The sequence below is a fragment of the Streptomyces sp. NPDC104096 genome (genome assembly GCF_055584385.1).
Map to the genome: position 1 here is coordinate 29,561 of NZ_JBVJMD010000029.1, position 26,458 is coordinate 56,018.

General features: G+C 72.2%; 26 protein-coding genes. 18 read left to right on the forward strand and 8 right to left on the reverse strand.

Annotated elements, in window-relative coordinates; translation table 11 throughout:
- Window positions 1–154: 154 nt before the first annotated feature.
- From leuC to ACZ60B_RS26355, 4 genes are all read left to right on the forward strand, one after another.
- Window positions 155–1,585, forward strand: coding sequence for a 3-isopropylmalate dehydratase large subunit (gene leuC / locus ACZ60B_RS26340; RefSeq protein ID WP_469391003.1), 1,431 nt, complete (start codon window positions 155–157; stop codon window positions 1,583–1,585).
- A 5-nt stretch (window positions 1,586–1,590) separates the two neighbouring features.
- On the forward strand, window positions 1,591–2,184 hold the full coding sequence (gene leuD, locus ACZ60B_RS26345; protein ID WP_450661855.1) for a 3-isopropylmalate dehydratase small subunit: 594 nt from the start codon (window positions 1,591–1,593) through the stop codon (window positions 2,182–2,184).
- 284 nt (window positions 2,185–2,468) lie between these two features.
- Entirely contained in the window at window positions 2,469–2,699 is a 231-nt protein-coding gene (locus ACZ60B_RS26350) for an SCO5555 family protein (RefSeq protein ID WP_351606908.1), read from the forward strand.
- A gap of 137 nt (window positions 2,700–2,836) precedes the next feature.
- On the forward strand, window positions 2,837–3,484 hold the full coding sequence (locus ACZ60B_RS26355) for an HU family DNA-binding protein (RefSeq protein WP_469391006.1): 648 nt from the start codon (window positions 2,837–2,839) through the stop codon (window positions 3,482–3,484).
- Between the two features lie 86 nt (window positions 3,485–3,570).
- Here the strand turns inward: ACZ60B_RS26355 and ACZ60B_RS26360 are convergent, their stop codons facing one another.
- The gene (locus ACZ60B_RS26360; RefSeq protein ID WP_152888417.1) at window positions 3,571–3,774 is read right to left on the reverse strand and encodes a hypothetical protein; all 204 of its coding nucleotides are present in this window, start codon (window positions 3,772–3,774) and stop codon (window positions 3,571–3,573) included.
- A gap of 9 nt (window positions 3,775–3,783) precedes the next feature.
- Window positions 3,784–4,422 carry a 2-phospho-L-lactate guanylyltransferase gene (gene cofC / locus ACZ60B_RS26365; protein WP_469391008.1) on the reverse strand — a complete coding sequence of 213 codons (639 nt, stop codon included), beginning with the start codon at window positions 4,420–4,422 and terminating at the stop codon, window positions 3,784–3,786.
- A 155-nt stretch (window positions 4,423–4,577) separates the two neighbouring features.
- On the opposite strand from cofC, the gene ACZ60B_RS26370 reads away from it, so the two are divergent.
- Genes ACZ60B_RS26370 through ACZ60B_RS26380 form a run of 3 tightly spaced genes read left to right on the forward strand, consistent with a single transcriptional unit; the run spans window position 4,578 to window position 7,617 of the window.
- Window positions 4,578–5,393, forward strand: a complete 816-nt coding sequence (locus tag ACZ60B_RS26370) for a lysophospholipid acyltransferase family protein (RefSeq protein WP_469391010.1) — start codon at window positions 4,578–4,580, stop codon at window positions 5,391–5,393.
- Entirely contained in the window at window positions 5,390–6,400 is a 1,011-nt protein-coding gene (locus ACZ60B_RS26375; protein WP_469391012.1) for an NAD(P)H-dependent glycerol-3-phosphate dehydrogenase, read from the forward strand. The genes ACZ60B_RS26370 and ACZ60B_RS26375 overlap by 4 nt, the downstream gene beginning before the upstream one ends.
- A 59-nt stretch (window positions 6,401–6,459) precedes the next feature.
- Window positions 6,460–7,617 carry a D-alanine--D-alanine ligase family protein gene (locus ACZ60B_RS26380; RefSeq protein ID WP_469391014.1) on the forward strand — a complete coding sequence of 386 codons (1,158 nt, stop codon included), beginning with the start codon at window positions 6,460–6,462 and terminating at the stop codon, window positions 7,615–7,617.
- A 268-nt stretch (window positions 7,618–7,885) separates the two neighbouring features.
- Here the strand turns inward: ACZ60B_RS26380 and ACZ60B_RS26385 are convergent, their stop codons facing one another.
- On the reverse strand, window positions 7,886–8,377 hold the full coding sequence (locus ACZ60B_RS26385) for a DUF3515 domain-containing protein (RefSeq protein ID WP_469391018.1): 492 nt from the start codon (window positions 8,375–8,377) through the stop codon (window positions 7,886–7,888).
- A gap of 20 nt (window positions 8,378–8,397) precedes the next feature.
- The gene (locus ACZ60B_RS26390) at window positions 8,398–8,631 is read right to left on the reverse strand and encodes an Lrp/AsnC family transcriptional regulator (protein ID WP_030040983.1); all 234 of its coding nucleotides are present in this window, start codon (window positions 8,629–8,631) and stop codon (window positions 8,398–8,400) included.
- A 206-nt stretch (window positions 8,632–8,837) separates the two neighbouring features.
- Between ACZ60B_RS26390 and ACZ60B_RS26395 the strand changes: the two genes are divergently transcribed.
- Together ACZ60B_RS26395 and thiD are read left to right on the forward strand one after the other, a co-directional pair.
- Entirely contained in the window at window positions 8,838–9,803 is a 966-nt protein-coding gene (locus ACZ60B_RS26395) for a thiamine-phosphate kinase (protein WP_469391020.1), read from the forward strand.
- Complete coding sequence (gene thiD, locus ACZ60B_RS26400; protein ID WP_469391022.1) at window positions 9,800–10,621, forward strand: bifunctional hydroxymethylpyrimidine kinase/phosphomethylpyrimidine kinase; 822 nt, start codon at window positions 9,800–9,802, stop codon at window positions 10,619–10,621. The genes ACZ60B_RS26395 and thiD overlap by 4 nt, the downstream gene beginning before the upstream one ends.
- A gap of 210 nt (window positions 10,622–10,831) precedes the next feature.
- Here thiD and rpmB read toward each other — a convergent pair whose 3' ends face one another.
- On the reverse strand, window positions 10,832–11,017 hold the full coding sequence (rpmB, locus tag ACZ60B_RS26405) for a 50S ribosomal protein L28 (protein WP_004924906.1): 186 nt from the start codon (window positions 11,015–11,017) through the stop codon (window positions 10,832–10,834).
- A gap of 247 nt (window positions 11,018–11,264) precedes the next feature.
- On the opposite strand from rpmB, the gene ACZ60B_RS26410 reads away from it, so the two are divergent.
- The gene (locus ACZ60B_RS26410) at window positions 11,265–13,049 is read left to right on the forward strand and encodes a DAK2 domain-containing protein (RefSeq protein WP_469391025.1); all 1,785 of its coding nucleotides are present in this window, start codon (window positions 11,265–11,267) and stop codon (window positions 13,047–13,049) included.
- Between the two features lie 491 nt (window positions 13,050–13,540).
- On the opposite strand, the gene ACZ60B_RS26415 is transcribed toward ACZ60B_RS26410, so the two are convergent.
- Together ACZ60B_RS26415 and ACZ60B_RS26420 are read right to left on the reverse strand one after the other, a co-directional pair.
- Window positions 13,541–16,549: a tetratricopeptide repeat protein gene (locus ACZ60B_RS26415; RefSeq protein WP_469391027.1), complete on the reverse strand. Its 3,009-nt coding sequence runs from the start codon at window positions 16,547–16,549 to the stop codon at window positions 13,541–13,543.
- Entirely contained in the window at window positions 16,546–18,375 is a 1,830-nt protein-coding gene (locus ACZ60B_RS26420; protein ID WP_469391029.1) for an HSP90 family protein, read from the reverse strand. The genes ACZ60B_RS26415 and ACZ60B_RS26420 overlap by 4 nt, the downstream gene beginning before the upstream one ends.
- Window positions 18,376–18,543: 168 nt before the next feature.
- On the opposite strand from ACZ60B_RS26420, the gene recG reads away from it, so the two are divergent.
- From recG to mutM, 8 genes are all read left to right on the forward strand, one after another.
- A complete protein-coding gene (recG, locus tag ACZ60B_RS26425; RefSeq protein WP_469391031.1) occupies window positions 18,544–20,760 on the forward strand; it encodes an ATP-dependent DNA helicase RecG in 2,217 nt (738 codons plus the stop codon).
- 76 nt (window positions 20,761–20,836) lie between these two features.
- Entirely contained in the window at window positions 20,837–21,424 is a 588-nt protein-coding gene (gene rsmD, locus ACZ60B_RS26430; protein WP_469391033.1) for a 16S rRNA (guanine(966)-N(2))-methyltransferase RsmD, read from the forward strand.
- Window positions 21,425–21,450: 26 nt separating this feature from the next.
- Entirely contained in the window at window positions 21,451–21,930 is a 480-nt protein-coding gene (gene coaD, locus ACZ60B_RS26435; RefSeq protein WP_469391113.1) for a pantetheine-phosphate adenylyltransferase, read from the forward strand.
- Between the two features lie 132 nt (window positions 21,931–22,062).
- Window positions 22,063–23,154, forward strand: a complete 1,092-nt coding sequence (locus ACZ60B_RS26440; RefSeq protein ID WP_469391035.1) for an ATP synthase F0 subunit B — start codon at window positions 22,063–22,065, stop codon at window positions 23,152–23,154.
- 164 nt (window positions 23,155–23,318) lie between these two features.
- A complete protein-coding gene (locus ACZ60B_RS26445) occupies window positions 23,319–23,963 on the forward strand; it encodes a YceD family protein (protein WP_469391037.1) in 645 nt (214 codons plus the stop codon).
- A gap of 2 nt (window positions 23,964–23,965) precedes the next feature.
- A complete protein-coding gene (gene rpmF / locus ACZ60B_RS26450) occupies window positions 23,966–24,139 on the forward strand; it encodes a 50S ribosomal protein L32 (protein WP_003951102.1) in 174 nt (57 codons plus the stop codon).
- A gap of 7 nt (window positions 24,140–24,146) precedes the next feature.
- The gene (gene rnc / locus ACZ60B_RS26455) at window positions 24,147–24,974 is read left to right on the forward strand and encodes a ribonuclease III (RefSeq protein ID WP_469391039.1); all 828 of its coding nucleotides are present in this window, start codon (window positions 24,147–24,149) and stop codon (window positions 24,972–24,974) included.
- A gap of 76 nt (window positions 24,975–25,050) precedes the next feature.
- The gene (gene mutM / locus ACZ60B_RS26460) at window positions 25,051–25,911 is read left to right on the forward strand and encodes a bifunctional DNA-formamidopyrimidine glycosylase/DNA-(apurinic or apyrimidinic site) lyase (RefSeq protein WP_469391041.1); all 861 of its coding nucleotides are present in this window, start codon (window positions 25,051–25,053) and stop codon (window positions 25,909–25,911) included.
- Here the strand turns inward: mutM and ACZ60B_RS26465 are convergent.
- Window positions 25,884–26,285 (reverse strand): winged helix-turn-helix transcriptional regulator, encoded by a 402-nt coding sequence (locus ACZ60B_RS26465; RefSeq protein WP_469391043.1) that lies wholly within the window; start codon window positions 26,283–26,285, stop codon window positions 25,884–25,886. The genes mutM and ACZ60B_RS26465 overlap by 28 nt on opposite strands.
- Window positions 26,286–26,458 lie beyond the last annotated feature (173 nt).

Genomic DNA, 26,458 nt, shown 5'->3' on the forward strand with positions numbered 1-26,458 from the left:
GTTCATTTTTCGATGGAACGCGCCACTCTGGAAGTCACAGCGGCCCGCACATCAACGGGCCCGGCGGCGGACGCCCGGACACAGGGGCGCGGGCACCGCCACCTCAAGATCTCTAGTTGGGCCGGAGCACGCTTGACCGGCCGGAGGGAAAGCGATGGGTAGGACACTCGCGGAGAAGGTCTGGGACGACCACGTCGTCCGGCGCGCCGAGGGCGAGCCCGACCTCCTCTTCATCGATCTGCACCTGCTGCACGAGGTGACCAGCCCGCAGGCCTTCGACGGCCTCCGTCAGGCGGGTCGGCCGGTGCGGCGCCTCGATCTCACCATCGCCACCGAGGATCACAACACCCCGACCCTCGACATCGACAAGCCCATCGCCGACCCGGTCTCGCGCGCGCAGCTGGAGACCCTGCGCAAGAACTGCGCCGAGTTCGGCGTGCGACTGCACCCGCTGGGCGACGTCGAGCAGGGCGTGGTGCACGTCGTCGGCCCGCAGCTGGGTCTGACCCAGCCCGGCATGACGGTGGTCTGCGGCGACTCCCACACCTCCACGCACGGCGCCTTCGGCGGCCTGGCGTTCGGCATCGGCACCTCCCAGGTGGAGCACGTGCTGGCCACCCAGACGCTGCCGCTGGCCCGCCCGAAGACCATGGCCATCACCGTCGACGGCGAGCTGCCCGACGGCGTCACCGCCAAGGACCTCATCCTGGCGATCATCGCCAAGATCGGTACCGGCGGCGGCCAGGGCTACATCCTGGAGTACCGCGGCTCCGCCATCGAGAAGCTCTCGATGGAGGCCCGGATGACCATCTGCAACATGTCGATCGAGGCCGGCGCCCGCGCGGGCATGATCGCCCCCGACGAGACCACGTTCGCCTACCTCAAGGGCCGTGCCCACGCCCCCGAGGGCGAGGACTGGGACGCGGCGGTCGCGTACTGGAAGACCCTGAAGACGGACGAGGACGCAGTCTTCGACGCCGAGGTCCACATCGACGCCGCCTCGCTCTCGCCGTTCGTCACCTGGGGCACCAACCCCGGTCAGGGCGCGCCGCTTTCCGCCGACGTCCCCGACCCGGCTTCGTACGAAGACGCCTCGGAGCGTCTGGCCGCCGAAAAGGCCCTGGAATACATGGGGTTGGAGGCGGGGCAGGCGCTGCGCTCCATCAAGGTGGACACCGTCTTCGTAGGCTCCTGCACCAACGGCCGCATCGAGGACCTGCGGGCCGCCGCCGCGATCGTCGAGGGCCGCAAAGTCGCCGACGGCGTACGGATGCTGATCGTCCCCGGCTCCGCGCGGGTCGGCCTCCAGGCCGTCGCCGAGGGTCTGGACGTCGTCTTCAAGGAGGCCGGCGCCGAATGGCGGCACGCGGGCTGCTCGATGTGCCTGGGCATGAACCCCGACCAGCTGGCCCCCGGTGAGCGCTCCGCGTCCACCTCCAACCGCAACTTCGAGGGCCGGCAGGGCAAGGGCGGTCGTACGCACCTGGTGTCGCCGCAGGTCGCGGCCGCGACGGCGGTCCTGGGCCACCTGGCGTCCCCCGCCGACCTGTCCGACGCCGACACCCGTACGCCCGCTGGAGTCTGAGAGCCATGGAAGCATTCACCACGCACACCGGCCGGGCCGTCCCGCTGCGCCGCAGCAACGTCGACACCGACCAGATCATCCCTGCTCACTGGCTCAAGAAGGTGACCCGGGACGGCTTCGAGGACGGGCTGTTCGAGGCCTGGCGCAAGGACGCCTCCTTCGTCCTCAACCAGCCCGAGCGCCAGGGCGCCACCGTGCTGGTCGCGGGCCCGGACTTCGGCACCGGCTCCTCCCGCGAGCACGCCGTCTGGGCGTTGCAGAACTACGGCTTCAAGGCCGTGATCTCCTCCCGCTTCGCCGACATCTTCCGCGGCAACTCGCTCAAGAACGGCCTGCTCACGGTGGTGCTGGAGCAGAAGACCGTGGACGCGCTCCAGGAACTCACCGAGCGTGACCCGCAGGCCGAGATCACGGTCGACCTGGAGGCCCGCGAGGTGCGCGCCGAGGGCGTCACCGCCTCCTTCGAGCTGGACGAGAACTCCCGCTGGCGGCTGCTGAACGGGCTGGACGACATCTCCATCACCCTCCAGAACGAGGCCGACATCGCCGCGTACGAGAGCAAGCGCCCCTCGTACAAGCCGCGCACGCTCCAGGTCTGACCCGCGGGCCCGAGGCCCGACCCGCGGACCCGGGCAGGTCGAGTTTCGGCCACCGCGACACCCCGCCTGTACCCCCGATCGCCACGATTGGGGGTACAGCCATGTCTGCACCCGAACGGCCCTGAAGCGGCCCGTCGGACCCCTCAACTTGCCACGTTACGCAGGTGGTTGGCGGGGTACCCGCCAGTTGTGACCGGAACCGCCGCCGGTGTCCGGGAAGCCGTTCACGGCGGCAGTTGCCCCCTGCGCAGGCGACAACTCGCCCCAGATGGCACAATCTGTGCATGGAACGTGACGGTCAACTCGAGCTCTATGCGGCCGTCGCGGACCAACTCAAGGAAGCGCACGCAAGGGTGCGCTCGCTGCAAGTCCCGGAGGGCGTACGGATGGCGCTGACCCGGAAGCTGCTGGTCATTACGGCTGCGGCCAAGCACGATCTCGCCAACGCGACAAGGCGTCTGGAGCGGTTCATGGAGGACCTCGACGAGGGCCGATTCCCCGAAGAGGAACGCTGAACGCGTCCGGGACGGCCGACTTCGTTGCGGCACAAGGGTGATTAGCCCGTTTCGTGTTTGATTTGCGGTATATATCTGCCTAACGTGCGAAAAGGCTTGAACACTTTCGTTCTGGCAATGTCTCCGAAGGGGAAGACGTGAACAAGGCGCAGCTCGTAGAAGCGATTGCCGACAAGATGGGCGGTCGCCAGCAGGCCGCCGACGCGGTCGATGCGGTCCTGGACGCCATCGTCCGCGCGGTCGTCGGCGGGGACCGGGTTTCGGTCACCGGATTCGGTTCGTTCGAGAAGGTCGACCGTCCGGCCCGCTACGCACGCAACCCCCAGACCGGAGAGCGGGTTCGGGTCAAGAAGACGTCCGTGCCGCGGTTCCGCGCGGGCCAGGGCTTCAAGGACCTGGTGAGCGGCTCGAAGAAGCTGCCCCGCGGCGGCGAGGTCGCCGTCAAGAAGGCGCCCAAGGGCAGCCTGACCGGCGCTGCTTCCGCGACGGTCAAGAAGGCCGCCGCGAAGAAGGCCACCACGAAGGCCGCCGCCGCGAAGAAGACCACGGCGCGCAAGACGACCGCCAAGAAGACGACGGCCACCGTGAAGAAGACCGCCGCGAAGAAGACGACCGCCGCGCAGACCCCCGCGGCCGCCAAGAAGACCACCGCGGCGAAGACCGCCACCGCCAAGAAGGCGACGGCGAAGAAGGCTCCGGCGAAGAAGGCCGCCACCAAGGCCGCCCCCGCCAAGAAGTCCACCGCTCGCAAGACCACCGCCAAGAAGGCCGCCGTCCGCAAGTAGGGCAGGTGCAGGGCACTCACGCGCCGGGCCGGACTCCCACACGGAAGTCCGGCCCGCGGCGTTTCCACGGGCCTCCGCGGACCCGTTCAGAAGGTGTGCAGCGTCACCAGGGTGATCCGCCGGGCTTCCCCTTCGCCCTCGGTCTCCACCCGTACCCGCTGCCCCGGGCGCAACAGCCGCAGCCCGCCCGCGTCGAAGGCGGCGGCGTCGAAGGGGACGGGCGTGCCGTCGTCCAGCAGCACCTGCCCGCTGCGGGTCCCGGCGTCGTACGTGTATGCGGTCGCCTGCATGACGGCAGCCTACTGCCCGGGGATCAGCAGTCGCGCGGCGACGGCGGCCGTCCGGGGACCCACCCCCAGCGCCAGCGCCGCCCGCAGGTCCGCGCCGGTGTCCACGTCCTGCCGTACGGAGTCCACCGCGTCGAGAAGCAGTTCGCGCGCGCCGGATTCGTGGTGCCGGGCCCGTGAACGCGGACCGAATGCGGGCAGCAATTCCCGGCCCGGGGCCGCGGCCAGCAGCGTGGTGCCGATCGCCGCCGCGTCCGCGAGAAAAGCGCGCGGGAATTCAGCGGCCGTGTCCAGAACCCGGGCCAATTCAAACGGGCGCAGAGCCGGCAGATCGGCATTCAGCGCGGCCACCGGACAGGCGGGGGAGGCGGCTCGTACGACGGCCGCCGCGTGCGCCAGGGCGGCGTTCAGACCGCCCCCCGGCTCGTCGGAGACGATGCGGGCCCCCAGCGTCGCCAGCTCCCGTCCGGCCAGCTCGTCGTCCGTGACTACCGCCACATCGCCGACGGCCGGGCTGGCCAGCGCGGCCGCCACGGTGTCCTGCGCGAACGCGAGCGCGAGGCTCGGGCGCAGCCCGTCGGCGGCGGTGTCCGACAGCCTGCTCTTGGCCTGCGCCAAAGACTTCAGGGGGATGACCAAGGTCCACTGCACCGGCGTTGTGCCCCTCTCTTGTCGCCGTCATTGTCACCCGGTCCATCCGGCCGCCGGGGTGGCGGGGCGTACGGTGTTCTCGACAGACCGGCGGCCCGGGGTGACACTTGTGCGGCCCCCAGCCCTGGGAGGAAGCTCTAGAGGAAGGTGTCCGCGTGCCCCGCCGCAGAATCGGCTTCTGGTATCGCTTCGCCGCGGTGCTCGTCAAACCGCCGTTGACGGCGCTGATCAAGCGGGACTGGCGCGGAATGGAGCACATTCCGGCCGACGGTGGATTTATCACCGCGGTGAACCACAATTCACATGTCGATCCCTTCGCATACGCGCATTATCAGTACAACACCGGTCGGGTTCCGCGATTCCTGGCGAAGAGCGGCCTTTTCCGGAAGGGATTCGTCGGAGCCGCGATGCGCGGCACCGGACAGATCCCCGTCTACCGGGAGAGCACCGACGCGCTGAGCGCCTTCCGTGCCGCGATCGACGCCGTGGAACGCGGCGAGTGCGTCGCCTTCTACCCCGAGGGCACCCTCACCCGCGACCCGGACGGCTGGCCCATGACCGCCAAGACCGGTGCCGCCCGCGTCGCCCTCCAGACCAGGTGCCCGGTGATCCCGATCGCCCAGTGGGGCGCCAACGAGCTGCTGCCGCCGTACGCGAAGAAGCCCAACGTCCTTCCGCGCAAGACCCACCACGTCCTCGCGGGCCCGCCCGTGGACCTCTCCCGCTTCTACGGCGAGGAGATGACCCCGGAACTCCTGAAGGAGGCGACCGAGGTCATCATGGCCGCCATCACCCGCCTGCTGGAGGAGATCCGCGGCGAGAAGGCGCCCGAGAGGCCGTACGACCCGCGCCGGGAGCGGATCGAGCAGCGTCGCCGCACCGAGGCGCAGACGCAGACGCAGCTCCAGGCCCGCGGCCGGGTGCGGACGCAGGAGCAGGCCAGGCAGGAAGAAGAGGGGCACAGCAAGTGAGCATGCCGGTCAAGGCGGCGGTCTTCAGCGCCGGTTCGTGGGGTACCGCCTTCGGCGCCGTGCTCGCCGACGCGGGCTGCGAGGTGACCCTGTGGGGGCGCCGCGCGGAGGTCGTGGACGCGATCAACTCCACCAGGACCAATCCCGACTACTTCCCGGGCATCGAACTCCCCGCGAACCTGCGGGCCACCACCGACCCGGCCGAGGCCGCCGCCGGCGCCGACTACACGGTCCTGTCGATCCCGTCGCAGACCCTGCGCGCCAACCTCGCCGAGTGGGCGCCGCTGCTCGCCCCCCGCACGGTCCTCGTCTCCCTCATGAAGGGCGTCGAGCTCGGCACCACGATGCGGATGAGCGAGGTGATCGAGGACGTCGCCAAGGTCGAGCGCGAGCGGGTCGCCGTGGTCACCGGCCCCAACCTGGCCCGGGAGATCGCCGCCCGGATGCCGGCCGCCGCTGTGGTCGCCTGCACCGACGAGGCCGTCGCCCAGCGCCTCCAGACCGCCTGCCACACGCCCTACTTCCGCCCGTACACCAACACGGACGTCGTGGGCTGCGAGCTCGGCGGCGCGGTCAAGAACGTGATCGGCCTGGCCGTCGGCATCGCGGACGGCATGGGCCTCGGCGACAACGCCAAGGGCTCGCTGATCACCCGCGGCCTCGCCGAGACCACCCGGCTGGGTCTGGCCATGGGTGCCGACCCGCTGACCTTCTCCGGGCTCGCGGGCCTGGGCGACCTGGTGGCGACCTGCTCCTCGCCGCTGTCGCGCAACCACACCTTCGGCACCAACCTCGGCCGGGGCATGACCCTCCAGGAGACCATCGCGGTCACCCGGCAGACCGCCGAGGGCGTCAAGTCCTGCGAGTCCGTGCTGGATCTGGCCCGCAGGCACGGAGTCGACATGCCCATCACCGAGACCGTGGTCGGCATCGTGCACGAGGGCAAGCCGCCCGTGGTCGCGCTCAAGGAGCTGATGTCGCGCAGCGCGAAGGCCGAACGACGCTGAGCGAACCCGCCCCGTCGTCGCTGTCTCCGCGCACTGCCACCGGGTACTCTCAACCCGATATGAGCACCGAGAACCTCCCCCAGAGCCCCGAGCAGCCGTCCCGCAAGCCGCGTGTGGCCGTCGTGTTCGGCGGCCGCAGCTCCGAACACGGGATCTCCGTGGTCACCGCCGGCGCCGTGCTGCGGGCGATCGACCGGACCAAGTACGAGGTCCTGCCGATCGGCATCACCCAGGACGGCCGTTGGGCCCTGACCGCCGACGCACCGGACCGCATGGCGATCACCGAGCGCCGTACGCCCAGCGTCGACGAGCTCGCCGAGTCGAGCGAGGGCGGCGTGGTGCTCCCCGTCGACCCCGCCAACCGCGAGGTCGTCTACACCGAGCCCGGTTCGGTGCCCAAGGCGCTCGGCGAGGTCGACGTCGTCTTCCCGGTGCTGCACGGCCCGTACGGCGAGGACGGCACCCTCCAGGGCCTGCTGGAGCTCTCCGGTGTCCCGTACGTCGGCGCGGGTGTGCTCGCCTCGGCCGTCGGCCAGGACAAGGAGTACATGAAGCGGGTGTTCACCTCGTTCGGGCTGAAGGTGGGCCCCTACGTGGTGATCCGGCCGCGCGAGTGGCGGCAGGACGAGCCGGGCGCCCGCAGGAAGATCGCCGAGTTCGCCGGCGAGCACGGCTGGCCGCTGTTCGTGAAGCCCGCCCGCGCGGGCTCGTCGATCGGCATCACCAAGGTCGACGACCCCTCCGGGCTCGACGAGGCGATCGCCGAGGCCCAGCGGCACGACCCGAAGATCATCGTCGAGGCGGCGCTGCGCGGCCGCGAGATCGAGTGCGGCGTCCTGGAGTTCGAGGACGGCCCCCGGGCCTCCGTCCCGGCCGAGATCCCGCCGCCGGACACGCACGCGTACTACGACTTCGAGGCGAAGTACATCGACTCGACGCCGGGCCTGGTCCCGGCCCCGCTGACCGCCGAGGAGACCGCCGAGGTGCAGAAGCTCGCGGTCGACGCCTTCGAGGCGGCGTCCTGCGAGGGCCTGGTGCGGGCGGACTTCTTCCTCACGGAGGACGGCGAGTTCGTCATCAACGAGATCAACACCATGCCGGGCTTCACCCCGATCTCGATGTACCCGCAGATGTGGCAGGCGAGCGGCATCGGCTACGCGGAGCTGGTGGACCGTCTCGTCCAGGCGGCCCTGCGCCGCTCCACCGGCCTGAGGTGACCAGACCCTAGGGCGTGTTTCGAAAGTAGCGTCGTCCGCCCGAAGGGCGGGCCCGGCGGCGTCTGGTGCGTGCGATCGCAAGGCGGAGGGTCGCCCCGATATCGGATGTATCGGGGTGATCCCGACAACGCGGCGAGCGCGCGTGCCAGGCGTCGCCGGGCAGACGGGACTTTCGAAACACGCCCTAGCCGCCCCCGGCCTCGCGCACGACCGAGACCGGGGGCCTGTTCATGGCGCGGGCCGTGTTCCGGGCCGGATCGCGCGGCGCTCAGTCGGCGATGCCCTCCGGGATCGCCTTCTTGACGGCGGGCGCCAGATCCACCAGCGGCGCCAGCCCGTCCCCGGTGAGCTTCTCGGGAATCTCCACCTCGACATACGCCTTGCGCAGGGTCGTGGTGAACCGGAAGGCTCCGTCGTCCTGCTTCTCCAGCAGCCAGCCGACGCCGTTCACCTCGACCCCGTCGGCCTCCGGATCGGCCATCTTCACGGGTCGTTCGACACCGCAGCGCAGTATGATCGCCGGGTTCCCCCAGCCCGCGGTCAGCGCGGAGGCGGGCTCGGGATCACGCCGGTCGAGACCGTCCGCCTTCGACGGCAGCACCTGGTCCAGGTTCCGGCACAACGCAACGGTCTTCGCGTCGGCGCCGGGAACCGCCGCCGACGCGCTGCCGTCCGTCGACGAGCAGCCCGCGACGGCGGCAAGAAGGGCGAGCGCGGGCGGCCCGAGGACAATGCGGTGCCGGTGACGGGAGGAGTTCACCGGCCAAGGGTAGACGGGGGCTACAGATGGACCACCGGGCAGGTCAGGGTTCGGGTGATGCCGTCCACCTGCTGGACTTTGGCGACCACCATGCGACCGAGGTCGTCCACGGTGTCGGCCTGTGCGCGCACGATCACGTCATACGGTCCTGTCACGTCCTCGGCCTGGATCACCCCAGGAATCTTGTTGATCGTCTCGGCGACGGTCGACGCTTTGCCGACCTCCGTCTGGATCAGGATGTACGCCTGTACCACGGAACCTCCAGGGCGGCCACGAGGATCATGTGGGGAAAAGGAACGCCACGGTATCGCGTCGCCGCTCGCCGCGGGGAGACCTGCGGGGGCCGAGGCTCGCGCGCCGGGGTACACGCACGCACGAAGTTGACGGTCACCTCGACCGTATCGAGGACACTGGAGACGCGCGACCGGGCTTGGACAGGGCCGGAAGGGGAGCAAGGGCAATGAAGGGCACTGTCGGTGAGCTAGGGGAGTTCGGGCTCATCAGGGAGCTCACCTCCCGTCTCACCACCACACCGGCGGTCCGGGTCGGCCCCGGCGACGACGCCGCGGTGGTCGCCGCCCCCGACCGCAGGGTCGTGGCGAGCACCGACATCCTGCTGGAGGGACGGCACTTCCGCCGCGACTGGTCCACGGCCTACGACGTGGGCCGCAAGGCCGCCGCGCAGAACCTCGCCGACATCGCCGCCATGGGCGCGGTGCCGACGGCGCTGCTGCTCGGACTGGTCGTCCCCGCGGAACTCCCCGTCGCCTGGCCGACCGAGCTGATGGACGGGCTGCGTGACGAGTGCCAGGTCGCGGGTGCCTCCGTGGTCGGCGGCGACGTCGTACGCGGCGACACGATCATGGTGTCGATCACCGCGCTCGGCGATCTGCGCAACCAGGAGCCGGTGACGCGCGCGGGCGCGCAGCCCGGCGACCTCGTCGCGGTCACCGGCTGGCTCGGCTGGTCAGCCGCCGGGTACGCGGTGCTCTCCCGCGGCTTCCGCTCGCCGCGTGCCTTCGTCGAGGCGCACCGGCGCCCCGAACCCCCGTACCACGCGGGGCCGGCCGCCGCCGGGCTGGGCGCGACCGCCATGTGCGACGTGAGCGACGGACTCATCGCCGACCTCGGTCACATCGCCGAGGCCAGCAAGGTGCGTATCGACATCCGCTCCGGCGCCATCGACATCCCGACCCAGATGAACGACATCGGGCAGGCCGTCGGCGTCGACCCGATGCAGTGGGTGCTGACCGGGGGAGAGGACCACGCGATCGTGGCGACCTTCCCGCCGGACACCAAGCTGCCCGCCCGCTGGAAGGTCATCGGCGAGGTGCTCAACCCGTCGGCGCTGCCCCAGGTGACGGTCGACGGGGCGTCGTGGACCAGCAAGGGCGGCTGGGACCACTTCGGGGACATCGAGTCATGAGCGCGCCACCGAGGGTGCTCACGGTCGCGGGCTCCGACTCCGGCGGCGGGGCGGGGATCCAGGCCGACCTGAAGACCATGCTCGCGCTCGGCGTGCACGGGATGAGCGTGATCACCGCGGTCACCGCGCAGAACTCCCTGGGCGTGCAGGGCGCCTGGGAGCTTCCGGCGCAGGCGGTACGCGCGCAGTTCCGCAGCGTCGTCGACGACATCGGCGTCCAGGCGGTGAAGACCGGGATGCTGGCCGGCGCCGAACTCGTGGAAACGGTCGCCGGGTTGCTGGCCGGCACGGACGCGCCGGTGGTCGTCGACCCGGTGGGCGTCTCCAAGCACGGCGACCCGCTGCTGGCGGCCGACGCCCTGGACTCCGTACGTACGAAGCTGCTGCCGGTCGCGACGGTCGCCACCCCTAACCTCGACGAGGTGGCGCAACTCACCGGTGTCCGGGTCGGGTCGGAGCGGCAGATGCGTACGGCTGCGGAGGCCGTCCTGGCGTACGGGCCGCGCTGGGTGGTGATCAAGGGCGGTCATCTCGCAGACGACGGGGAGGCGGTCGACCTGCTCACCGACGGCGCCGAGGAGCACTGGCTGCGCGCCGCCCGCCACGACAACCGGCACACGCACGGCACCGGGTGCACCCTCGCGTCCGCGATCGCGGCACAGCTGGCGAAGGGGCGGTCCGTGCCGGAGGCGGTGACGGATGCCAAGGAGTACGTCACCGGGGCGATCGCGGGCGGGTTCGCGCTCGGCGCGGGTCTCGGCCCGGTCGACCACCGGTGGAACCTCACGACCCGGACCGCCGGACCACCGCGAGCCTGATGGCGGGGGCACGGGCCGGACGTGGGATCGGGCGGGGTTTCGGGCAGGGGTCCGGTGGACGGGCCCGGCGCATGAGCTCGATGCATGGCCGGACATGGCAAAAAGCCGACCTACCCGAGGGCAGACCGGCTTTTCACGGCGAACCAGCAGTGGCCGCGCATGATGGGGTTCCCCCCGTCCCGGACCAAGCCGAGATATGGGGGATGAGCGTCAGCGCGAGACCTTGCCGGCCTTGATGCACGAGGTGCAAGCGTTCACGCGCTTCGGCGTCCCGCCGACCACGGTACGCACGCGCTGGATGTTGGGGTTCCAGCGGCGCGGCGTACGGCGGTGCGAGTGCGAGATGTTGTTGCCGAAGCCCGGCCCCTTGCCGCAGACGTCGCAGTTGGCAGCCACGGGTCACTCCAAAGACTTCAGATGCACTTACGGATGATCCCGGCGTGCCGGGATCAGGATCGAGGATCTGAGTGGCGGTGCCGGGAGGAGAGCCCGATGGGATCGGGCAACCGGAGCAGCATACAACGACTGCGCCAGTACAACGAAACTACCATGGCTGCCCGAGGGTCCGCCCCTGGCCCTCTTCCGGCGGACACCGGTCCTGGGTCTACGCTGCGTCCCAGTCCAGCAGCTCAAGGAGGCGCAGGTGCCGCAGGTGCCGCAGACATTCTTCGATGCTCTCGCGGTGCGTACCTGGTGCGGTCTCGCGTTGCAGGCGCTCGGACGCGCGCGCGAGGAGATCGACGCGATCAATGTCTACCCCGTCGCGGACGGGGACACCGGCACCAACCTGTATCTGACCGTGGAGTCGGCCGTCGCGGCGGTCGAGGCGGTGTTCATGGGACACGAGACGGCGTCCGTGGGGCCCGGGGCCGGCTCCGGGGACGACGGCGCGGCCCGCGTTCCCCCCGCCCCCGGACCTCCGCCTTCGCCGTCCCTGGCGGAGGCCGCGCGCGCGATGGCGCACGGGGCCCTGATCGGGGCGCGCGGCAACTCCGGGACGATCGTCGCGCAGCTGCTGCGCGGCATGGCGCAGGTCTTCGCCGCGGACGGTGAGGTCGCTCGCACGGACGCGCGAGGGCTGCGGCTGGCCCTGCGGCACGCGGCCGACTCCGCCCGGCATGCCGTGGCCCACCCGGTCGAGGGCACGGTGCTGTCGGTCGCCTCCGCCGCCGCGGACGCGGCCGAGGGGGCCGAGGACGACTGCGGGACGGTCGCGCGGGCGGCCTACGAGGGGGCGCGGGCGGCGCTGGCCGCGACCCCGGGCCAGCTGGCCGTCCTGGAGCGGGCCGGAGTGGTCGACGCCGGTGGGCGCGGGCTGGTCGCGGTGCTCGGGGCACTGGTCGAGACGCTGACGGGCGAGGCCCCGGCGGCCGCCCCGGCCGGCCGTGCTCCCGCCGACGCCGGTGCTGCCACCCCTGCCGTCACCGCCGCCGAGGACGCCGAGGGCGACGAGAGCGGCGACGACGCGTCGTGCGCGGACCGGCCCGAGGCCGCGGAGGACGGTGGCCCCGCCTTCGAGGTGATCTACCTGCTGGAGGCCGACGACGTGGCCGTCGCACGGCTGCGGGACCGGCTCGACGCCCTCGGGGACTCGCTCGTCGTGGTCGGCGGCGACGGACTGTGGAACGTCCACGTGCACGTCGACGACGCGGGTGCCGCCGTGGAGGCGGGTGTCGAGGCCGGGCGGCCGCACCGGATCCGGATCACCCACTTCGGCGTCGGCGACGCGCACACCCGGGCCGCCGGGCGGCCGCCCCGGGAGCGGGTCCAGCGCGCGGTGGTGGCCGTCGTGCCCGGCGAGGGCCTGGCCGGGCTGTACGCCGAGTCGGGGGCCACCACCGTGCTCGCCCGCCCGGGGGAACCGCCCGCGAGCGGCGAACTGGTCGAGGCCGTGCGCCGCGCCCACGCGCGCGAGGTCGTCCTGTTGCCCAACGACGCCGACCTGCGCCACACCGCGGCCGCGGCGGCGGAGCAGGCCCGGGCCGAGGGCATCCGGGTGGCGTTGATCCCGACCCGCTCGGCGGTCCAGGGCATCGCCGCGCTCGCCGTGCACGAGGCCGACCGCCGCTTCGACGAGGACGTCGTCGCCATGACCTCGGCGGCCGGCGCCACCCGTTACGCCGAGCTGACCGTCGCCGAACGCCAGTCCTGGACCATGGCCGGCATCTGCCAGGCGGGTGACGTCCTCGGTCTCGTCGAGGGCGACGTGGCCGTGATCGGATCGGACGTCGCGGAGACCGCCGGGACCGTGCTGGACCGGATGCTCCAGGCGGGTGGCGAACTCGTCACCATCGTCCTCGGCGACGAGGCACCGGAGGCCGTCGCCGAACACCTCCGGACACGGGTACGGGAGTCCTACCTGGCCGTCGACACGGTCGTCTATCGAGGCGGCCGCCAGGGATCACTCCTGCTCATCGGCGTGGAGTAGCCGACAGACGGGAAGCCCGATCCGTCGACTGCCGGTCCTGCCGGGTGGTGGGGCAGCCGACCGCCGGGGCCGCCGACTACCGGGGCCGCCGACTACCGGGGCAGCCGACCGCCGGGGCAGCCGACCGCCGGGGCGGCCGAGCCGCCGGCCGCCGGGATCGTCGAGCCGCGGGACTGCCGGGCGCCGGGACGACCGAGCGGCCTGGCGCCGGGTCGGCCGAGCGGCCTGGCGCCGGGTCGGCCGAGCGGCCGACCGTCGGGATCGACGAGCGGCGCGGCAGCCGGGCCCCGGGCGACCGTGCGCAGAGCAGCAGAGCAGCAGAGCAGCAGAGCAGCAGAGCAGCCGAGCAGCCGAGTGCCGAGTGCCGAGTGCCGAGACTGCCGGGCGTCGGGATCGCCGACCGCCAGGCCCGCCGACCGCAAGGGCGGTCGGGTCGCCAGACCGGCCGCGACACCGACCCACCGCCTCCCCGGCGCCCCCGCCGCCCCGGCCTACTTCGTCGCCTGCTCCTCCAGGCCCTGGAGGAGTTGTTCCGCCTCCGCGCAGCGGGCCCGTGCCGTGTCGTCCTCACCGGCGGGGCCGTCGGGGGCTTCGGTCCGGCCGTCGGCGGCGTCGCGGGCGTAGGCGTCCAGCACCGCACGCGCGCGTGCGGACGCGTCCGCCGGGCGGCCGAGGTCGGCCTCCAACCAGCCCGCGGCGAGCTGGGCCGCGGTGCGGCTGTGCAGGGCCCGGGGGCCCAGCGAACCGAACACGACGACGGCCTCCGCCATCTGGGACAGCGCCTCCTCGAACACGCCGTGGATGGACTCGTCCCCGGCGTCCTCCACCACCGAGCGGGCCAGCAGATCGCCGAACTGCCGGTGGGTGTGGCCGAGCTCGGTGACCAGCCGCTCCCGTGCCTCCTCGTCGTCCGCCGCCTGCAGAGCCGTCTCGCACGCGTGCAGCGCGTCCGTCATCAGCGCCCGCGCCCGGTCCGCCCCCGCCTCGTCCGCCCCCGCCCCGTCCGCCCCCGCGTCGGCGCGCAGCGCGAGCCACGCGCGGGCGCGCAGGGCGCGTACCAGACCGTGCACGTTGCCGAGGGCCTGCCACAGATCGCCCGCGCGCGCGTACGCCCGGTCCGCCTCGGCGGGCAGTCCCGCGTGCCCCAGGTTCTCGGCCGCGAGATGGGCGAGCGTGGCGTGATCGTGCTGTTCGGGCCAGTGCCGAGCGATCTCGGCGGCCTGGAGCCGGCGTTCGGCCGCGGCCCGGTGCTCGCCGAGCTCGCTCAGACAGTCGCCGAGCCACCACTGCGTCTGGACGATGGCGCCGTCACCGTGCGTCTCGGCGCTCAGGTCGGGCAGCGCGGACTCCAGCACCTCGGCGGCCTCGGCCCACCGCTCCTGCCGCAGCAGGAAGCCGCCGAGCAGATGCCGGGCCCAGGCGCCCAACGCCGGACCCTGACCCGCCTCGTCGGCCCAGTGCGCCGCCTCCAGGGCGTGCTCGGCCGCCTCCTCGGCCTGCCCCCGGCCGCCGACGACCTCGGCGAGCTGAAGGTGCAGCTGCGCCCGCCCGACCGCCTCCAGGTGCGGCCCGCCGTGCTCCAGGGCGGCCCGCAGCGCGCGCTCCGTCTCCTCGAGGTCGCCCAGCTGGTGGGCCAGAGCGGCCAGCCGGGCCTCGTACTCCACCGCGAACCACGGCAGTCCGGCCGCGACGAACTCCGCCGCGGCCCGCGCGAACAGCTCCGCGCCCGTGCCGGCGTCCCCGGTGAGCGCCGCCAGCTCGGCGAGTATCGCCCGCGACTCGGCGGCCCGCGAGGCGAGCCGCACGTCGTCCTGCGTGCGTCCGCCGACGAGCGCCAGCACCTCCCGCGCGGCCGACTCGGCCGCGGCCAGGACCTCCTCCGACGGCGGGCCGTCGCCCGCGTGCACCCGCTGCATCAGGATGCGCGCCCGGCCCATCAGCACGGACGCCGTCTGCCGTACGCCCGTGCCGTCCTGCGCGTAGAGCGCGAGCACCTCGTCGTACGGCCCCTCGACCGCGGCGACCGCCTCGTCCGGCTCGCCGGTCAGGGCGCGTACGTACGCCGCACGCGCGCGTGCCGCCAGCGCCTCCCCGGGGTCGCCCGCCTCCGCGTACAGCACGGCGGCGCGTTCGAACAGCTCGGCGCCCTCGGGGCCCGCGTCCATCGCCTCGTGGTCGGCGATCTCCGCACGGTCGCGCGCGTCCAGTTCGACGCCCTCGGCGGCCCGGGAGACCGCGGCCCACGCCTCCACGGCGTTCGGCTGCAACGTCTCCGACAGCCGCCGCGCCTCGGCCAGCAGCGCGCCGAGGTCCGATGCCACCGGCTGGACGGCCGCCGACCGGACGGCCGCCGGGGCGACCACCGGCGCGCCGGCCGCCGTCGGCCGGGCGCCGCGCACCCCCAGCGGCAGCCGCTCCACCAACGGGTGCCGTGCCATCCGGGCGCGGGCCCGGTCGCTGACGTACGACGTGCCGTTGCGCGCGTCGAAGCGCCCGGCCAGCGCGAGGGCCTCCTCGCGCGCGTGCCCGGCCAGCGCGGCCGCCGTCCAGGTCCGGCCCACCGGCCCCGGCACCGGCTGGTCCCCGAGCCCGAGCAGGGTGAGGCGGTCCATGAGCAGGGCCACCACGGCCATGAACTCCAGCCGGCTGCGCGGCTGCCCGCCGTCCGTGAAGTACGCCGGGCGCTCCGCCAGCAGTTCCAGACCGCGCGCCTCGTTGCCGGTCAGCGCGCAGAACTCCACATGGTCCGCGTACGCGTCCCGCATGCTCTCCATGGGCCGTACGAGCCGGAAGCCGCGCAGATGGTTGGCGCGCGCCTCGTCGAGGCGGCCCAGGCGCAGCAGCGGCAGCAGCGAGGAGGCCAGGACGGTGTGCGGCTCGTGGGCGCAGGAGAACTCGCCGTCCAGGACAGGACCCCACAGCCGGACCGCCTCGGCGTCCCGGCCCCGCTCCGACTCCCACCAGCCCTGACCGTGCAGCTCGCACGCGTGGCAGTCGGCCATCCGGTCCCGGTCGGCGGCCAGCCAGGCCGCGTGCGCCCGCTCGGCCCGGTCGAGATCACCGACATGCGCGGCCACGCTGAACTCCGCGCTGCGCACCGCCCGTTCGGAGTGCCCGGCCAGCCGGTAACGGCGCTCCATCTCGCCGAGCCACTTCTCGACGGAGGCGAGCGGGACGTGCGGCTGGTCCAGCATGCCCGCCGACATCCACTTGAAGACCCAGTGCAGCGAATGGGTCTCGTACTCGTCGAAGTCCTCGGGCCGTTCGTCCCACATGCGCAGCAGCCGCGCGAACGGGACGAACATCTTGTCCTTCTCGGAGCTGTAGTTGTAGACCTTCAGCTGGTGTCCGAGCGCCTCGATCACCGCGAGCGGGATGTTCAGCCGCTCCGCCTCGGCGAGCAGCTCCTCCGCGCGCGCGTTGCGGGCCGGACCCTCCGGCTGCTCGCCGTTCTCCGCCATCGCCCGGCGCAGCGAGTCGAAGTCCGTCGTCCCGCTCATCGTCGGCCCTCCTCGCCATGGGTGGCCCACTCCAGCAGGCCGATGAACGCCCGGTTCAGCAACGCCGAGTCGGCGGGCCGCAGCGGGCGCTGCGCCATCAGCAGCGCCTGTCCGTACAGGGACTCCGTGGCGGTCCCGATCAGCTCGGCGTCCCGCAGCGAACCGATGCGCCGGACCAGCGGGTTGAGATGGTTGAGCACCAGCCTCGCCCGGGGGGCGCTGCCGCGCAGCGAACCGAGGATGCCCGCCCACAGGTCGTCGGCCTGCTCCTCGGCCTCCGCCCGCGCCTGCTCGTGCCGGGCCGCCCGGTCGTCCAGGTGCAGCGCGGGCACGGACAGCGGCTGGAAGGCGCGCAGCACGACATCGCAGCCCAGCGGGTCCAGCTTCGCCCGCGCGGCCGCCAGGAAGCCCGCGAGCGCCAGTTCCTCGGCCGGGTCGACGGCGTCCAGGTGGGCCGTCACGGTGTCCGCGTCCAGCTCGGCGACCACCGTGCCCGGCCGGACCGACGGCAGCGCCTCGACGAGTTCGCTGTCGTACGTGTAACCGCCGTTGATCACGCCCACGCCCTGTGCGGAGGCGATCGGCGCGACCTGGCGGTACTCCTCGACGGTCCGGGTGAAGTGGACCACCGGGTGCCGCCGCGCGAACTCCTCCAGCGACAGCCGTCCGTCGGTCGTCTCGAACGGCAGCCACGGCAGCATCGTGCGCAGCATCTCGGCGTCGTGCCGGGCCAGCGCCTTCACACCCAGGTGGTGCACGGACAGGAAGGCCGCAAGCCGCTCCGGATCACCGGCCGCCAGCCCGGTCAGCCACGCCCGGATCCGCTCGCCGAGCGCCTCGCGCACCGCGGCCAGCGTCTCGTCCTCGTACAGCGACTCGCGCGACGCCGTGGGCCGCAGACTGTCCGTGTCCAGCACACAGCGCACGAAGAAGGCCCAGTCGGGCAGCAGCTGCTCGCCCCGCTCGGTCAGCAGCATGCCCTTGAGGTGGACGCGATGACCGGCCCGCTGCGCCGGACTGACCGCCGACGGCAGCACGTACGCCACCCCGCGGATCCCGGCCAGCGGCACGTCCAGGTCGACCGAGTCCAGCGGGGTGAACCCGAACAGCCCGTGACAGTGCCGGGCCAGGGCCACCCGCCGGGCGGCCGGGGACGGGTACGGCCGGTCCCACGGTGCCGGCAGATCGGTGACCGCCTCGTCGCCCACCCGCACGTCGTACGGCAGCAGCGACCCGAAGTCCCGGGCCAGCGACAGGACGCGCGCCTCGGTGAGCCACTCCCCGGCCCCGGCCCGGGCCACCAGGTGCACGGTGGTGCCCGGCTCGGGGCGGGCCTCGTCCGGCAGCGTGCGCACGGTGTACGAGCCGTCGTCGGCCGCCGTCCACTCCACGGGCGGGGCGTGCGGGGTACGGGCGCTGCGGCTGACCACCCGGATCCGCTCGGCGACCACGAAACAGGCCAGCAGGCCGATGCCGAACTGGCCGAGGAAGTCGGAGCGGGCCTCCTGGAGACCGTCGGCCCGCTTGGAGCTGCGGCCGATGGTGGCCAGCAGGTTGTGCACATCGGCTTCGGTGAGCCCGATCCCGGAGTCCTCGACGCGCAGGGCGCCGCCCTCGGCGAACAGCCGTACCCGGGCGGGGGCGTCGGGCTGCTCGGCCCGCCGGGCGGTGATCGCGTCCACCGCGTTCTGGAGCAGTTCGCGCAGGTAGACCTTGGGACTGGAGTAGAGGTGGTGGGAGAGCAGGTCGACCAGACCACGCAGGTCGACCTGGAACGTATGAGGTGACTGGGATGCCTGGGATGACTGTGAGGTCTGGGAGTCCATCGTCGCAGCGCCGCGGGCTGGGGGAGTCTCCATGGCGCGGGGTCGGGCGGTCCCGGTGGGGCAGTGACCGCGGGGGATGGCCGGAGCGCGTCATCCTAGAGCCCGAACAGCCCGCCTGACCAGGGAATTCCCGACACGTCTACGGCAATGTCAGTGCGGTGGTGTGCAATGGATCTCGTGCCCGCACTGCAAGAACCCCTGAAAAAGGTGCTCGGCCCCGCCACCGCGAAGGTGATGGCCGAGCACCTCGGCCTGCACACCGTCGGCGACCTGCTGCACCACTACCCGCGCAGATACGAGGAGCGCGGCCAGCTCACCCGGCTCGCCGACCTCCCCATGGACGAGCACGTCACCGTGGTCGCCCAGGTCGCCGACGCCCGGCTGCTCACGTTCGCCTCCGCCAAGGCCCCCCGCGGGAAGGGCCAGCGGCTGGAGGTGACCATCACGGACGGCAGCGGGCGACTCCAACTGGTCTTCTTCGGCAGTGGAGTTCACAAGCCCCACAAGGAACTGCTGCCGGGCACCCGGGCGATGTTCGCGGGCAAGGTCTCCGTCTTCAACCACCGCCTCCAACTGAACCACCCGGCCTACGAACTGCTGCGCGGTGACGGCGACGGCGCCGAGGAGACGGTCGAGACCTGGGCCGGCGCCCTCATCCCGCTCTACCCCGCCACCGCCAAGCTGGAGTCCTGGAAGATCGGCAAGGCCGTCCAGACCGTCCTGCCCAGCGCCCAGGAGGCCGTCGACCCGCTCCCCGGCTCCCTGCGCGAGGGCCGCGGTCTGGTCTCCCTCCCCGAGGCCCTGCTGAAGATCCACCGCCCGCACACCAAGGCGGACATCGCCGACGCCCGCGCCCGGCTGAAGTGGGACGAGGCCTTCGTCCTCCAGGTGGCCCTGGCCCGCCGCAGGCACGCCGACGCCCAGCTCCCCGCCGTCCCCCGCAGACCCGCCGACGACGGCCTGCTCACCGCCTTCGACGACCGTCTCCCCTTCACCCTCACCGACGGCCAGCGCAAGGTCTCCAAGGAGATCTTCGACGACCTCGCCACGGACCACCCGATGCACCGGCTGTTGCAGGGTGAGGTGGGTTCAGGGAAGACCTTGGTCGCCCTGCGCGCCATGCTCGCCGTGGTCGACGCCGGCGGGCAGGCCGCGATGCTCGCGCCCACCGAGGTGCTCGCCCAGCAGCACCACCGCTCGATCACCGAGATGATGGGCGAGCTCGCCGAGGGCGGCATGCTCGGCGGCGCCGAGCGGGCCACCAAGGTGGTGCTGCTCACCGGGTCCATGGGAGCGGCCGGGCGACGGCAGGCGCTGCTCGACCTGGTCACCGGCGAGGCCGGGATCGTGATCGGCACCCATGCGCTGATCGAGGACAAGGTCCAGTTCCACGACCTCGGACTGGTCGTCGTGGACGAGCAGCACCGGTTCGGCGTCGAGCAGCGCGACGCCCTGCGCGGCCGCGGCAAACAGCCGCCGCACCTGCTCGTCATGACCGCCACGCCCATCCCGCGGACCGTCGCGATGACCGTCTTCGGCGATCTGGAGACCTCCGTCCTGGACCAGCTCCCGGCCGGACGCTCGCCCATCGCCAGCCATGTCGTCCCGGCCGCCGAGAAGCCCCACTTCCTGGCCCGCGCCTGGGAGCGGGTGCGCGAGGAGGTGGGCAACGGCCACCAGGCGTACGTCGTCTGCCCGCGCATCGGCGACGAGGAGGACGACCCCAGGGCCGCCAAGAGGAAGAAGTCCCCCGAGGACGAGGCGGAGAAGCGGCCCCCGCTCGCCGTCCTCGACGTGGCCGCGCAGCTCGCCCGCGGGCCCCTCCAGGGGCTCACGGTGGAGGTGCTGCACGGTCGGATGGCCCCGGACGACAAGGACGCCGTCATGCGTCGCTTCGCCGCCGGCGACACGGACGTCCTGGTCGCCACGACCGTGATCGAGGTCGGCGTGAACGTGCCGAACGCCACCGCCATGGTGATCATGGACGCCGACCGGTTCGGCGTCTCGCAGCTGCACCAGCTGCGCGGCCGCGTCGGCCGTGGCTCGGCCCCGGGGCTCTGTCTGCTGGTCAGCGAGATGCCGGAGGCGAGCCCGGCCCGCCAGCGGCTGAACGCGGTGGCCTCCACCCTGGACGGCTTCGAGCTCTCCCGTATCGACCTCGAACAGCGCCGCGAGGGCGACGTCCTCGGCCAGGCCCAGTCCGGCGTCCGCTCCAGCCTGCGGGTGCTCGCCGTCATCGAGGACGAGGAGGTCATCGCCGAGGCCCGCGAGGAGGCGGCCGTGGTCGTCGCCGCCGACCCCGACCTGGAGCAGCTGCCCGGACTGCGCACGGCCCTGGACGCCCTGCTGGACGAGGAACGGGAGCAGTACCTGGAGAAGGGCTGAACCGTCCGCGGACCGCGCCCCGCGCGGGTGCCTGACAGACTGGACCCGTACGCACCCCCGTGGACAAGGACCCCAGATGACCCGCGTGATCGCCGGTGCCGCCGGCGGACGCCGCCTCGCCGTCCCGCCGGGCACCGGCACCCGTCCCACCTCCGACCGCGCGCGCGAGGGCCTGCTGTCCACCTGGGAGTCCCTGCTCGGCGGCCCGCTGGACGGCGAGCGGGTCCTCGACCTCTACGCCGGCTCGGGCGCCGTCGGCCTGGAGGCCCTCTCCCGGGGTGCGGGCCACACCCTGCTCGTCGAGGCCGACGCCCGCGCGGCCCGTACGGTCCGCGAGAACGTGAAGAGCCTCGGGCTGCCCGGCGCCGAGGTCAGATCGGGCAAAGCGGAGCAGATCGTCAAGTCGCCGCCGCCGGGGGAGCCGTACGACATCGTCTTCCTGGACCCCCCGTACGCCGTCTCGGACGACGATCTACGCGAGATCCTGCTCACACTCCGCGCGGAAGGCTGGCTCGCGCCGCAAGCCCTCGTCACCGTGGAGCGCAGCACCCGAGGCGGGGAATTCCGGTGGCCGGACGGCTTCGAAGCGCTCCGGGCCCGTCGCTACGGCGAAGGCACGTTTTGGTACGGTCGCGCCGCCTCTACGTGCGAAGACGCACGATGACCGGACCGGAGAGCGAGGGAACCCAGTTGCGCCGCGCCGTCTGTCCCGGGTCGTTCGACCCCATCACCAACGGACACCTAGACATCATTGGCCGCGCCTCCCGTCTGTACGACGAGGTCTACGTCGCGGTCATGATCAACAAGTCCAAGAAGGGCCTGTTCGAGATCGACGAGCGGATCGACCTGATCCGCGAGGTCACCGCCGACTACGCCAACGTCCGGGTCGAGGCCTTCCACGGCCTCCTCGTCGACTTCTGCAAGCAGCGCGACATCCCCGCGATCGTCAAGGGTCTGCGCGCCGTCAGCGACTTCGACTACGAGCTGCAGATGGCCCAGATGAACATCGGGCTCTCGGGCGTCGAGACCCTCTTCGTGCCCACCAACCCCACCTACAGCTTCCTGTCGTCCTCCCTGGTCAAGGAGGTCGCGACCTGGGGCGGCGACGTCTCGCACCTGGTCCCGCCCGTGGTCTTCGAGGCGCTCACGCAGCGTCTGGGACAGGGCTGACCCCGGCTCCCGGGCGCGCGCGGAACCCCCGCCGGGACTGACGGCCCGTCACCCGGTGTCGGCCGCGCGTCCCATGGACGTACAGTCGTCCCGTCCGTCTCCAACACAGCTGTAGAGAGTGGCGAGCACCCGATGGACGTGCAGAAGAAGCTCGAAGAGGTCGTCTCGACGGTCTCCAGCGCCCGCTCGATGCCGATGTCGGCCTCGTGCGTGGTCAACCGTGCCGAGCTGCTCTCCCTGCTCGAGGAGTTGCGAGAGGCGCTGCCCGGCTCCCTGGCGCAGGCGCAGGAGCTGATCGGCGACCGCGAGCACATGGTGGAGCAGGCCCGTCAGGAGGCCGAGCGGATCATCTCGACGGCGCACGCCGAGCGCGGTTCGCTGATCTCCGACACCGAGATCGCCCGCCGCTCCCAGGCCGAGGCCGACCGGATCCTCGCCGAGGCGCACAAGGAGGCCGAGGAGGTCCGCGTCGAGGCCGACGACTACGTCGACTCCAAGCTCGCCAACTTCGAGGTCGTCCTCACCAAGACGCTCGGCTCCGTCGGCCGCGGCCGCGAGAAGCTGCTCGGCACCGGACCGGGCCTGGACGAGCAGGGCTACGAGGACGAGGACGCCCCCGAGCGCAGCCACGACCCGGAGACCCTGCGCCGCGACGCCGACGCGTACGTCGACGCCAAGCTCGGCGCCTTCGAGGCCGTCCTCGCCAAGACCCTGGACGCCGTCGGCAAGGGCCGCGCCAAGCTGCACGGCCGGATCGCCACCGACGACCTCGGCGCGCTCGCCGACGACACCACGACCTTCCAGCACTCCAGCGACGCCGACTACCTCGCCGACCTGGCCGCCCTCGCGGACGCCCCGGCCGAGCCGCGCCAGCGGCCCGCCGCGCAGCAGCCCGTCCAGCCGCAGTACGACCAGCAGGCCGCCCAGCCGGCGTACGACTACCAGCAGCAGCCGGACCCCTACGGCGGCTACCAGCAGCAGGCGTACGGCCAGCAGGACGCGTACGGCTACCAGCAGGCGGACCCCTACGCCGCCGGCTCCGGCTACGCCCAGGACGGCGGCTTCCAGGGCTACGACGCCCAGCAGGCCGGGTACGACCCGCACCAGGCCCACCAGGCCCACCAGGCCCACCAGGGGTACGCGCTCGACGAGGCCAGCCTCTTCGACACCAGCATGATCACTCCTGACCAGTTGCGGGCCTACGAGCAGGAGCGCGGCCTGTAGGACCGGACGGCGACCGCCCCGGTGGGCGGGTCGCGGAGGCGGATTGGGCCGAGAGCGAAAGGTCCAGTATCCTGGCTCTTCGGTCGCGTGTACGTCCGCGATCCGCGCTGCCCGGCGACACCGAAGGGCCGCGTCCCTCCGAGCTGAGAAGATCGAAAGCAGGAATGGCTCCTAACGCCCGCCTCGACCACCGCAACCCGCTCGTGTTCGACACACACGAGCTGGGGCGGCGTCCTGGCGCGCTGCAGCGCCTGACCCGCACGATCGACGCCCCCCGTGATCTCGGGATCGCGGAGGTCATCGGAGTGCCGGAAGGCGCCCCGGTGGAGCTCGAACTCCGACTCGAGTCGGTCATGGAAGGGGTGCTTGTCACAGGCACCGCCCGTGCACAGGCCGAGGGGGAGTGCGTAAGGTGTCTGGAGCCGCTCGGGCTGGAGCTCGAAGCGGACTTCCAGGAGATGTTCTCGTACCCTGACGCCGACGACCGTGGCCGCCCCAAGGCGGAACCGGCCGACGACGCCGAGGAAGACGAGGACAGGCTCTTCATCGAGGACGGCTTGTTCGACCTCGAACCCGTGCTGCGTGATGCGGTGGTGCTCGCACTGCCGATGCAGCCGGTGTGCCAGGAAGACTGTCCAGGACTGTGCACCGAGTGCGGTGCGCGCCTTGCGGACGACCCGGAACACCACCATGACGCCGTCGACATCCGATGGGCGGCATTGCAGGGACTCGCCGGTTCACTCGGAGACGGCGAGAAGGACGAGATGAGCGGCGCCGAAGCGGGCGTCGACGAGAAGCAGGAGAAGTAGCCGTGGCTGTTCCGAAGCGGAAGATGTCGCGCAGCAACACGCGCCACCGCCGGTCGCAGTGGAAGGCTGCGGTCCCCACCCTGGTTGCGTGCGAGCGCTGCCACGAGCCCAAGCAGCAGCACATCGCGTGCCCGTCTTGCGGCACCTACAACAAGCGCCAGGTCCTCGAGGTCTGAGCGGCTGGTGAGAGGTCTGATGTCTGACGCCAAGAAGCACTCCCTCCGTGCAAGCGGAGGCGGTCCGGCGGACACAGCGGCCTCGTCCCACACGCTGTTGGAAGGGCGGCTCGGGTACCAGCTCGAGTCCGCCCTTCTGGTGCGTGCGCTGACCCACCGCTCGTACGCGTACGAGAACGGCGGTCTGCCGACGAACGAGCGACTGGAGTTCCTCGGGGACTCCGTGCTCGGTCTCGTCGTCACCGACACGCTGTACAACACCCACCCCGACCTGCCCGAAGGCCAGCTGGCCAAGCTGCGGGCCGCGGTGGTCAACTCGCGCGCACTGGCGGAGGTCGGCCGTGGTCTCGACCTGGGTTCCTTCATCCGGCTCGGCCGTGGTGAAGAGGGCACGGGCGGCCGGGACAAGGCGTCCATCCTCGCCGACACCCTGGAAGCGGTGATCGGCGCGGTCTATCTCGACCAGGGCCTCGACGCGGCCTCCGAACTGGTGCACCGCCTGTTCGACCCGCTGATCGAGAAGTCCTCGAACCTCGGTGCCGGCCTGGACTGGAAGACCAGTCTCCAGGAGCTCACCGCGACCGAAGGACTCGGCGTGCCCGAGTACCTGGTCACGGAGACCGGCCCCGACCACGAGAAGACCTTCACTGCTGCCGCCCGCGTCGGAGGCGTCTCGTACGGCACCGGCACCGGCCGCAGCAAGAAGGAGGCGGAGCAGCAGGCCGCCGAGTCCGCCTGGCGGTCCATCCGGGCCGCGGCGGACGAGCGAGCCAAGCAGGCAGCCGCGGAAGCCACCGCGGTCGTCGAAGCCGGCCCCGAGTCGGCGTCCGCCTGACCGAACAGCGCGATCGAGCGCCCGTCCCCGCCGGGGCGGGCGCTCGGTTCATCCACCGGTTGTCACGGGGGGTCCCATGCCCGAGTTGCCCGAGGTCGAGGTCGTACGGCGCGGCCTGGAGCGGTGGGTCGCCCACCGCACGGTCGCCGACGCCGAGGTGCTGCACCCCCGTGCGGTCCGCCGCCACCTCGCCGGCGCCGACGACTTCACCCACCGTCTCAAGGGCCACCGGATCGGTGTGCCCAGCCGCCGCGGCAAATACCTCTGGCTGCCGCTGGAGGACACCGACCAGTCCGTGCTGGCCCACCTCGGCATGAGCGGCCAGCTCCTGGTCCAGCCGCACGAGGTGCCGGACGAGAAGCACCTGCGCGTCCGGGTCCGCTTCACCGACGTCCAGGGCACCGAACTCCGCTTCGTCGACCAGCGCACCTTCGGCGGTCTGTCGCTGCACGACACCACCCCCGACGGGCTGCCCGACGTCATCGCGCACATCGCCCGTGACCCCCTCGATCCACTGTTCGACGACGAGGCCTTCCACCAGGCCCTGCGCCGCAAGCGCACCACCATCAAACGGGCCCTGCTCGACCAGTCGCTGATCAGCGGCGTCGGCAACATCTACGCCGACGAGGCGCTGTGGCGCGCCCGCGTCCACTACGAGCGTCCCACCGCGGGCTTCACCCGCCCGCGCACCGCCGAACTCCTGGGCCACGTCCGGGACGTGATGAACTCCGCGCTCGCGGTCGGCGGCACCAGCTTCGACAGCCTGTACGTCAACGTCAACGGGGAGTCGGGCTACTTCGACCGGTCGCTGGACGCGTACGGCCGCGAGGGCCTGCCCTGCCGGCGGTGCGGCACGCCGATGCGCCGCCGCCCCTGGATGAACCGCTCCAGCTACTTCTGCCCGACCTGTCAGCGGGCGCCGCGCGTCTCGTCGTAGCGCTCCCGCGCCGCCAGTACGTCGTCCATGCCGCCCTCCAGGACCCGGATGAGCGCCAGCAGCCGCTGGGCGACCTGATGGCCCAGCGGCGTCAGTTCGTAGTCCACCCGCGGCGGGTTGGTCGGCTGTGCCTCGCGCAGCACCAGGCCGTCGCGCTCCAGCGCGTGCAGCGTCTGGGAGAGCATCTTCTCGCTCACGCCGTCCACCCGGCGGCGCAGCTCGTTGAACCGCAGCGAGCCCTCGCTCAGCGCGCCGAGCGTGAGCCCGCCCCAGCGTCCCGTGACATGCTCCAGCGTCCCGCGCGAGGGGCACGCCTTGGCGAACACGTCGTACGGGAGGTGCCGGTCCTCCGCGCTCTCCTGCGTGCTGGTCATACCTGAAGCTTACGCGGGCTCAGCGCTGACCAACAGATTGCACTAACCACCGGTTAGTGCGAGCGCTGTGGCCCGCGGGTGCCTCAGTAGCCGAAGAAGTGAAGGGCCGCCTTTCTGACCTGCACGCCCCCCAGCTGTCGGCCGCATGACCTGGGCGTTAGCGGTCGGCCGCT

What these genes read in the sequence shown, in the direction of transcription:
- ACZ60B_RS26360 (WP_152888417.1), bottom strand. Translation starts at nt 3,774, where the DNA reads ATGCAGGCGACCGCATACACGTACGACGCCGGGACCCGCAGCGGGCAG.
- ACZ60B_RS26380 (WP_469391014.1), top strand. Translation starts at nt 6,460, where the DNA reads ATGAGCACCGAGAACCTCCCCCAGAGCCCCGAGCAGCCGTCCCGCAAG.
- ACZ60B_RS26415 (WP_469391027.1), bottom strand. Translation starts at nt 16,549, where the DNA reads ATGAGCGGGACGACGGACTTCGACTCGCTGCGCCGGGCGATGGCGGAG.
- thiD (WP_469391022.1), top strand. Translation starts at nt 9,800, where the DNA reads ATGAGCGCGCCACCGAGGGTGCTCACGGTCGCGGGCTCCGACTCCGGC.
- rsmD (WP_469391033.1), top strand. Translation starts at nt 20,837, where the DNA reads ATGACCCGCGTGATCGCCGGTGCCGCCGGCGGACGCCGCCTCGCCGTC.
- mutM (WP_469391041.1), top strand. Translation starts at nt 25,051, where the DNA reads ATGCCCGAGTTGCCCGAGGTCGAGGTCGTACGGCGCGGCCTGGAGCGG.
- ACZ60B_RS26445 (WP_469391037.1), top strand. Translation starts at nt 23,319, where the DNA reads ATGGCTCCTAACGCCCGCCTCGACCACCGCAACCCGCTCGTGTTCGAC.
- leuD (WP_450661855.1), top strand. Translation starts at nt 1,591, where the DNA reads ATGGAAGCATTCACCACGCACACCGGCCGGGCCGTCCCGCTGCGCCGC.
- ACZ60B_RS26350 (WP_351606908.1), top strand. Translation starts at nt 2,469, where the DNA reads ATGGAACGTGACGGTCAACTCGAGCTCTATGCGGCCGTCGCGGACCAA.
- ACZ60B_RS26440 (WP_469391035.1), top strand. Translation starts at nt 22,063, where the DNA reads ATGGACGTGCAGAAGAAGCTCGAAGAGGTCGTCTCGACGGTCTCCAGC.
- ACZ60B_RS26395 (WP_469391020.1), top strand. Translation starts at nt 8,838, where the DNA reads ATGAAGGGCACTGTCGGTGAGCTAGGGGAGTTCGGGCTCATCAGGGAG.
- leuC (WP_469391003.1), top strand. Translation starts at nt 155, where the DNA reads ATGGGTAGGACACTCGCGGAGAAGGTCTGGGACGACCACGTCGTCCGG.
- ACZ60B_RS26420 (WP_469391029.1), bottom strand. Translation starts at nt 18,375, where the DNA reads ATGGACTCCCAGACCTCACAGTCATCCCAGGCATCCCAGTCACCTCAT.
- ACZ60B_RS26465 (WP_469391043.1), bottom strand. Translation starts at nt 26,285, where the DNA reads ATGACCAGCACGCAGGAGAGCGCGGAGGACCGGCACCTCCCGTACGAC.
- recG (WP_469391031.1), top strand. Translation starts at nt 18,544, where the DNA reads ATGGATCTCGTGCCCGCACTGCAAGAACCCCTGAAAAAGGTGCTCGGC.